3 protein-coding genes are annotated in these 7,366 nt (G+C 46.0%); all 3 read left to right on the top strand.

Annotated elements, in window-relative coordinates:
- Window positions 1–3,928, top strand: a 3,928-nt coding sequence (locus QUA38_RS18370; RefSeq protein ID WP_333164200.1) for a S8 family serine peptidase, incomplete at its 5' end; no start/stop codon positions are given.
- A gap of 260 nt (window positions 3,929–4,188) precedes the next feature.
- Entirely contained in the window at window positions 4,189–4,686 is a 498-nt protein-coding gene (locus tag QUA38_RS18365) for a hypothetical protein (RefSeq protein WP_333164199.1), read from the top strand.
- 71 nt (window positions 4,687–4,757) lie between these two features.
- The coding region (locus QUA38_RS18360; protein WP_333164197.1) for an FG-GAP-like repeat-containing protein at window positions 4,758–7,366 on the top strand (2,609 nt) is incomplete at its 3' end.

Genomic DNA, 7,366 nt, shown 5'->3' with positions numbered 1-7,366 from the left:
TCCGTTACCAACTCCAACCCCGACACCAACATCTCCGTTACCAACTCCAACCCCGACACCAACACCTCCGTTACCAACTCCAACACCAACTCCAACTCCAACACCTGCTGGAATTACCGTTAATCCTACAAGTGGATTAATCACCACAGAAGCAGGCCAAACAGCAACATTTAATGTTCAACTCAACACTTTAAACATCCCACCTACTGGCGATGTGAAAATAGATTTAGCAAGTTCCAATACATCAGAAGGAACAGTTTCCCCGCAATCGCTTACCTTCAACTCTACTAATTGGAATCAGCCGCAAACAGTAACGGTAACAGGCGTTGACGACTTTGCTATTGACGGCGATCAAGCTTACACGATTGTTACTAGCGCTGCTGTCAGTACGGATAACAGATTTAACGGATTAAATGCGTCCGATGTCGCTGTCACCAATAACGATAATGACAGCAATATTCCAGCACAAGACTTAGCTGGAAACACATCAGCTAAAGCCCGTACAATCAATGCCAGTTCCGATCTCAGAAACTACAGGGATTCAGTGAGTAGTAACGATCCCGATTACTACAAATTCACGATCGGTGCTGACAATGACTTCAACTTGGCAGTCAGCGGATTTACGGGAGATATTAATCTTGAATTGCTTGACAGCAATCAAAATGTCATCTCAACTGCAATAAGTTCTGGCGCTGGTTCAAAATTAATTAACCGCATTTTGGCACACGGGACTTACAGCATTCGAGTTTCTTCAGTTAATAGTGCCCAGACTCCCTACAACTTGAATTTGTCGGCTGTACCTCGTCTTGCAGGTGTCACAACTACAGGCTATGAAGGCCCAGCCGTCACAAATCCCCAGTCAAATTCACCTAGCAGCAGCCTTTTGCGCGACATCAACAACAATCTACTCACTAACAATCTATCCACTTCCCTGATTGATAGCAATTTCCTCGACTCAGTGTTGTTTAGTGGTGTTGGTGGTAATAGTAATGCTTCAAGTTTTGTTAATAACTTCCTCCCAGCCGACTTTTTTGGTAGTTTTGACGGCAGCGGCAACGACCCATTTCATGAGATCCCTGCTAGTGTATCCAGCGCGCAAATAAATTTGGATAAATTCCGCGCCACACCACGTTTTTCCGGTATTGACGGCAGTGGTTTCTCTGTAGCGGTATTAGAGACTGGCATCAACTTAAACCACCCATTCTTTGGCCCTGACCGCGACTCAAACGGCATCAGCGATCGCATCGTTTATAACTACGATTTTGCCGACGGCGACGCGGATGCTAGCGACAAAGACGGACACGGATCTAACATTGCCAGCATTATTGCTTCCCAAGACCCAACCTATACAGGGATGGCACCTGAGGCTAATATTATCGGTCTCAAAGTGAGAAAGGATAATAAGGATAATATGCCTAGTGACGAAATTAATAAGTTTCCCTATGTTGAACAAGCTTTGCAGTGGGTATTGCAAAATGCAGATACTTACAACATTGCCAGCGTTTGTATGGCATTCGGCAGCGGTGAAAATTTTGCCACCAGTCAAACTTCACTCTACGGTATAGGAGATGAACTGGCAGCATTAGCGGCGAAAAATATAATTGTTGTCTCTTCATCAGGCAACCGTTACTACCCGTACCAGAATGAGCCTCCAGGTGTAAACTACCCTTCAGCAGATCCGAATTCGCTGTCGATTGGCGCGGTATACAATTCCAACATTGGTTCTTTCTCTTTGGGGAACTATTTTGCGAATAAGCCTGGTGAGACTGGGAAATTGGTAACAGCAAATACCACTGCTGCTGATCGTATTGCTCCTTTTTCTCAGCGTAACGGGACATTAACCACAGTTTTTGCTCCAGGAGCACCTATCACTGGGGCTGGCAAAGATGGCGATATAAACGAGAGAAGCACCTATCACGGTACCAGTCAAGCTACAGCCCACATTAGTGGCATAGCAGTATTAGCACAACAGTTAGCACAGCAAGAATTAGGCCGCAAACTGACGCCAAAGGAGTTCGCTAATCTTTTGAAACAAACCGGTGTCACTATCAACGATGGCGACGATGAAAAGGATAACGTTAAACATACAGGTCTTAATTTCAAGCGTGTTGATGTGCTGGCTTTGGGTGAAGCTATTGCTGGAGGAGGTGTTGTCCAGAACCGTCCGCCACAAGAAAAGATTCATTTAGACTATTTCATTAAGGAGTTTAATCAAGACATTCAAAATGTCTACACCGACCCGGATGGCGACTTAATCTCTTACAAATTAACTCGAGAGGATGGCAGTCCTTTAACCAGCAGTTTCAACAGTAGCTGGCTGGGATTCTCTTTCGACTCTAACAAGAACACCATCAAATTTACTGGCACTCCACCAGTGTTTAATATTAATGGAAAACCATTGAGTTTTGTAAGACCGTTTAAGGTTAAGTTAACCGCCACCGACCCTGCAGGTGCAAGCAATTCTCAAACCTTCAAGATAACAAAATATAACGGTCGCTGGGTGATTGATAATTACATTGCAGGTGCCAAGGTATTTTTGGATGCCAATAAAAATGGTGTTCTCGATGCTGGCGAACCCTCAACTAACACTGACACTAGCGGTGAATTTAATCTCGATTTTCCCTTTGAGACTTTCGACAAAAACGCCAATGGGGAGATTGATTCAAATGAAGGAAATTTAGTGGCTTTTGGAGGCACTGATACCGCGACCGGTTTGCCTCTAGAAACGCCTGTTACTGCACCTGCTGACGCTACTGTGGTCACGCTGTTAACTACTCTGATGGTGGACTTGATAGATAAGGGAATTGAGAGCGATCGGGCAGAATCTCTCATCAAATCTGCTCTTGCCATTCCTGCTGATGTTGCCATCGCAGATTTCGATCCGATCGCCGCCACAAACGACAGCGAACCGGGCGGCGTGGCAACTTTATCTGCAATGGTAAAAGTCCAAAATGTTATCACTCAAACTGCGGGTTTGATTGACGGTGCTTCCAGTGCAGCTACTAACGAAATTGTCAAAGCTGTTGTCAGTTCAATTACGAGTCAAATTCAATCCGGCACTGTTTTAAACCTCAGCAACGCACTCGCTTTAGAACCAATAATTCAGCAAGCTGCCGCGAATATTCAGCAGATTGACCCCAGTTTCAACAGTCAAAAAGTTACCTCAATTACCTCGCAAGCTGCGACAGTAATGGCAACAGCAAATCAGCGCATTGATTCTGCTGTCTCCAACCCAACAGGAACATCAATTCCTGAATCAGTAGCCCGCGTCCAACAAGTAGCTTTGGACCCAACTACTCAAGACTTCAAAGAAGTTGGTGCGGGAACTAAGACAATTTCCCAGGTAGTTACTGAGAATACTGGTGCTGCTTTAGATACCAAAATTCAAGCTGTGATATTACCTGCTGGGATTGCAACTCCTGTTGTCACCGGCGACGCAGATTTGGGCAGCAATTCCCCCGATCGAATTCTCGGTACAAATGGCGATGATACCCTGACTGGCGACAGTCCAAATAATGTTTTGCTGGGTCTGAGGGGCAATGATTCCCTCGACGGTGCGGTGGGGAATGACACTCTTTTCGGCGGCAAAGGTAACGATACTTTACTCGGAAGTAGCGGTGATGATGTCTTGTTTGGCAATCGCGGTGACGATTTGCTGAATGGCGGTTTGGGAAGTGATAGTTTGACGGGAGGGAATGGGGTAGATAAATTATTGCTATCTACCAATTCCGGTACTGATACTATTACTGACTTTGAAGTTGGTAAAGACTTGTTAGTTTTGGGTAATGGTCTGACTTTCTCGCAATTCTCAATTACTCAAGAAAACAGTTCAACATTCATCCGCTTGTCAGCAACCGGAGAGATTTTAGCATCTCTGAATGGGGTGACGGCAAGTGCGATCGGTGTCGCAAATTTTGGCTCAATCTAATAGCAATAGGACTGATATGATGTCCGGTTTATCGACCATAATTCCTGTAGGGCGGGTTCGCGGATATCTTTAAGAGAAACGAGAGATTCTGTAAACCCGCCCCGGTATTCGACAGTACGATCGCGGCCGGGGCGGGTTTTTGAAATTGTCTATTAGCAGATATTGTTGGTGAACCCGCCCCTACCATCGACCTGATAATCGACCGCATTGGGTATAAGTCCCGATCGAGTAGTAGTCTATCCACCTATGAGGTTTTTGATATGAATGAAGATGCACCACCAATGTTTTTTCCTGTTTCTCGGCTGAAGTTATTCGTGATGTCCCTAGTAACCTTGGGCCTCTATCAAATTTTTTGGTTTTACAAAAACTGGCAGCTATTCAAAGCCGCAACAGGAGACGACATTAGCCCATTTTGGAGAGCTGTTTTCAACGGTATTTTTTGTTATTCATTGATTACGAAAATTAGAAATAGGGCTAAATTGCGCGGTATTGATGCCAACTGTAGTCCCTTCTTGCTGACTCTGGCTTGGTTGGGGCTTGCGCTGTGTACCCGACTGCCAGACCCATACTGGCTAGTTAGTTTTTTATCTGTAATAGTTTTGCTTCCTGTTCAAGAGATTGTGAATGAACTGAACAGTTTAGCAGCCCCAAACCACAATCCTAACGATCGATTTTCGGTATGGAATATAGTAACTATCGCTGTGGGAGGCAGCCTGTTTGTACTTGCGATCGTCGGGACACTGATGCCAGCAACTTAGGGGCGATTTGCATCAGTTTCACAACTCGAAACATCAAAGATTACTGTTGTTAACTAATCGATAAATTAATCATGTCTACTTTCAGTTCCGCTAGCAACTTTCCAACCAGCACAAATCCCCAATCCCTGACTGCCGAAAACTTTAATAACGACAATATCCCAGACTTAGCCATCAGCAGCGGAACCGCTGTTTCCCTATTAATAGGGGACAGCCAAGGAGGATTTGGCACTCCCGCCAACGTAAATCAATCCAGTCGTACTCCCATCGTAGCAGGTAATTTTAACACCGATAATTTCCTAGACCTAGCCGTAACTAACTGGTCTGGTGGAGAATTTCCTAGTGGTTCCGTTTACATCTTACCGGGTACTGGTCAAGGTACTTTTGGCAACTCCACTAGCTTTAGCGCCGGGACAAACCCGCCCAGTGCGATCGGCGTAGGCGATTTTAACGCAGACAATTTATCAGACATAGTTGTAGCAGACATTAATGGTGGCGTTTCCATCGGATTACAAAACGCTCAAGGCAACGGTTTTGCTATTGAAGAAAATATACCTCAGGTAGGGACAACTCCAACCGCGATTGCAGCGAGAGACTTTAACAGCGATGGCCGCCTCGATCTTGCCATCACTAGCAGCGGTTCTAACAACGTTTCCATCCTACTGAACACGGGAGGCGCTGGTGCAGACCGATTTTCAATCGCGGTAAATTATGCAGTTGGGACTAATCCAACATCCATTGCCGCAGGAGACTTTAACGGTGACAACATTCTCGATCTCGCCATCACCAACAGCATTTCTAACAACATTTCCATTTTACTTGGAACTGGTCAAGGTGTCTTTGGCAATGCCACCAACTACTCAGCGGGAGGCGATAGTCCGGCATCGATCGCAGTTGCCGACTTAAACGCCGACAGCAAACTCGATATCGCTGTGGCTAACAATCAATCAAACAACGTTTCTATTCTAACTGGAACCGGTCAAGGCACTTTTGGCAACCCCATTAACTACGCAGTCGGGACAAATCCAAAAGCGATTGCCATCAAAGATTTTAACGCCGACAACAAACCCGATCTCGCCACCGCCAATAGCGGTTCTAACGATGTCTCCATCCTGCTGAATACCACCGTTGAGGTCAATTTCGGCGCAGCCACTTACAGCGGCACAGAAGGAACAACAGATACCATCGTTAATGTCCCAGTCACCATCAGCGGCGGCACTCCCTTCAGCGATCTAGTTGTACCAATTGTTATCGACCCCAGCAGTACAGCTACCCAAGATTCAGACTACACTTTTTCACCTGCCACTCTCACATTCAGTGCAGGTACCAACACCCTCACTCAGAATGTTGCTGTCACTGTCAAAGCTGACAATATCCCAGAGAACGCCGAAACAGCGGTGTTCAGCTTTGGTACGATTACTGATGGGATTGCAGGTACAACAAAAGAAACAACACTAACTATTCCGGCCAATGACGCCATAGATTACGCCATTGCTGCCGGTACTGCCAGCCTCGCCGAAGGCAACAGTGGCACTACTCCCGTTACTTTTACCGTGACTCGCAGCGGCGGGATTGATGCTGCCAGCAGTGTAAATTATGCAATTGGAGGAACTGCTACAAACAGCAGCGATTACAACAATATCGGCGGCACTTCTGGGGGAACTAGCATTACTGGTACGGTTAATTTTGCGGCGGGCGAGACATCGAAAACCATTACTTTAGATGTATTGGGCGATGCGATAATTGAACCGGATGAAACTATTACTGTTACTCTGTCAAATCCGGTTGCGCCCGGCCCGACTCCGACTATTACCGCTGCTACCGCTACAACTACGATCGGTAATGATGACACTGCCGGAGTCACCGTCAATCCTGCCAGCGGATTAGTGACGACAGAAGCAGGCGACAGCACTACATTTACCGTTAAACTTAACAGTCAACCCAGTGCTAATGTTAGCATTGATTTGAGCAGTTCCAATCCCGCCGAAGCAACAGTTTCCAGCAACAGTTTAACTTTCACGCCTGCGAACTGGAATCAACCGCAAACGGTAACGGTGACAGGTGTTGACGACAGCGTTGCTGATGGCAGTAAAACTTACAATATTGTCACTGCTGCGGCTGTCAGTACCGACATTAATTACAGCAATCTCAATCCCGATGATGTCAGCGCCAGCAACAGCGATAATGAAACTCCTGGCATTACGATTAATCCTGCCAGCACAAATGCAACGGAAGGCGGTGCAAATGGAAGTTACACTGTTCAGTTAAATAGTCAACCGACAGCACCTGTTACGATTAACTTGGCTACAGGCAGTCAAATTCAACCAATTACCGCACTTACTTTTACAGCGAATAATTGGAATGTCGCTCAAACTGTGGCGGTGGCTGCTGTGGACGACAATGCAGTTGAAGGAAATCATGCAGGTGCGATCGACCATACAGCTACCAGTACCGATACTAACTATAACAGCATCACAATTCCGGCTGTTAGCGTCGCCATTACCGATAACGACTTCCCAGGCGTTTCTATTAACCCCACTGCTGCGAATGCAACGGAAGGCGGTGCAACTGGAAGTTACAGCGTTCAGTTAAATACTCAACCGATCGCACCTGTTACGATTAACTTGGCTACAGGCAGTCAAATTCAACCAATTACCGCACTTACTTTTACAGCGAATAATTG

The sequence above is a fragment of the Microcoleus sp. Pol12B4 genome (genome assembly GCF_036701385.1).
In the GTDB taxonomy this organism is placed as follows: Bacteria; Cyanobacteriota; Cyanobacteriia; order Cyanobacteriales; family Microcoleaceae; genus Microcoleus.
Note: the sequence above shows the minus strand (reverse complement) of the source record. Positions and strands in the feature narration are given on the sequence as shown.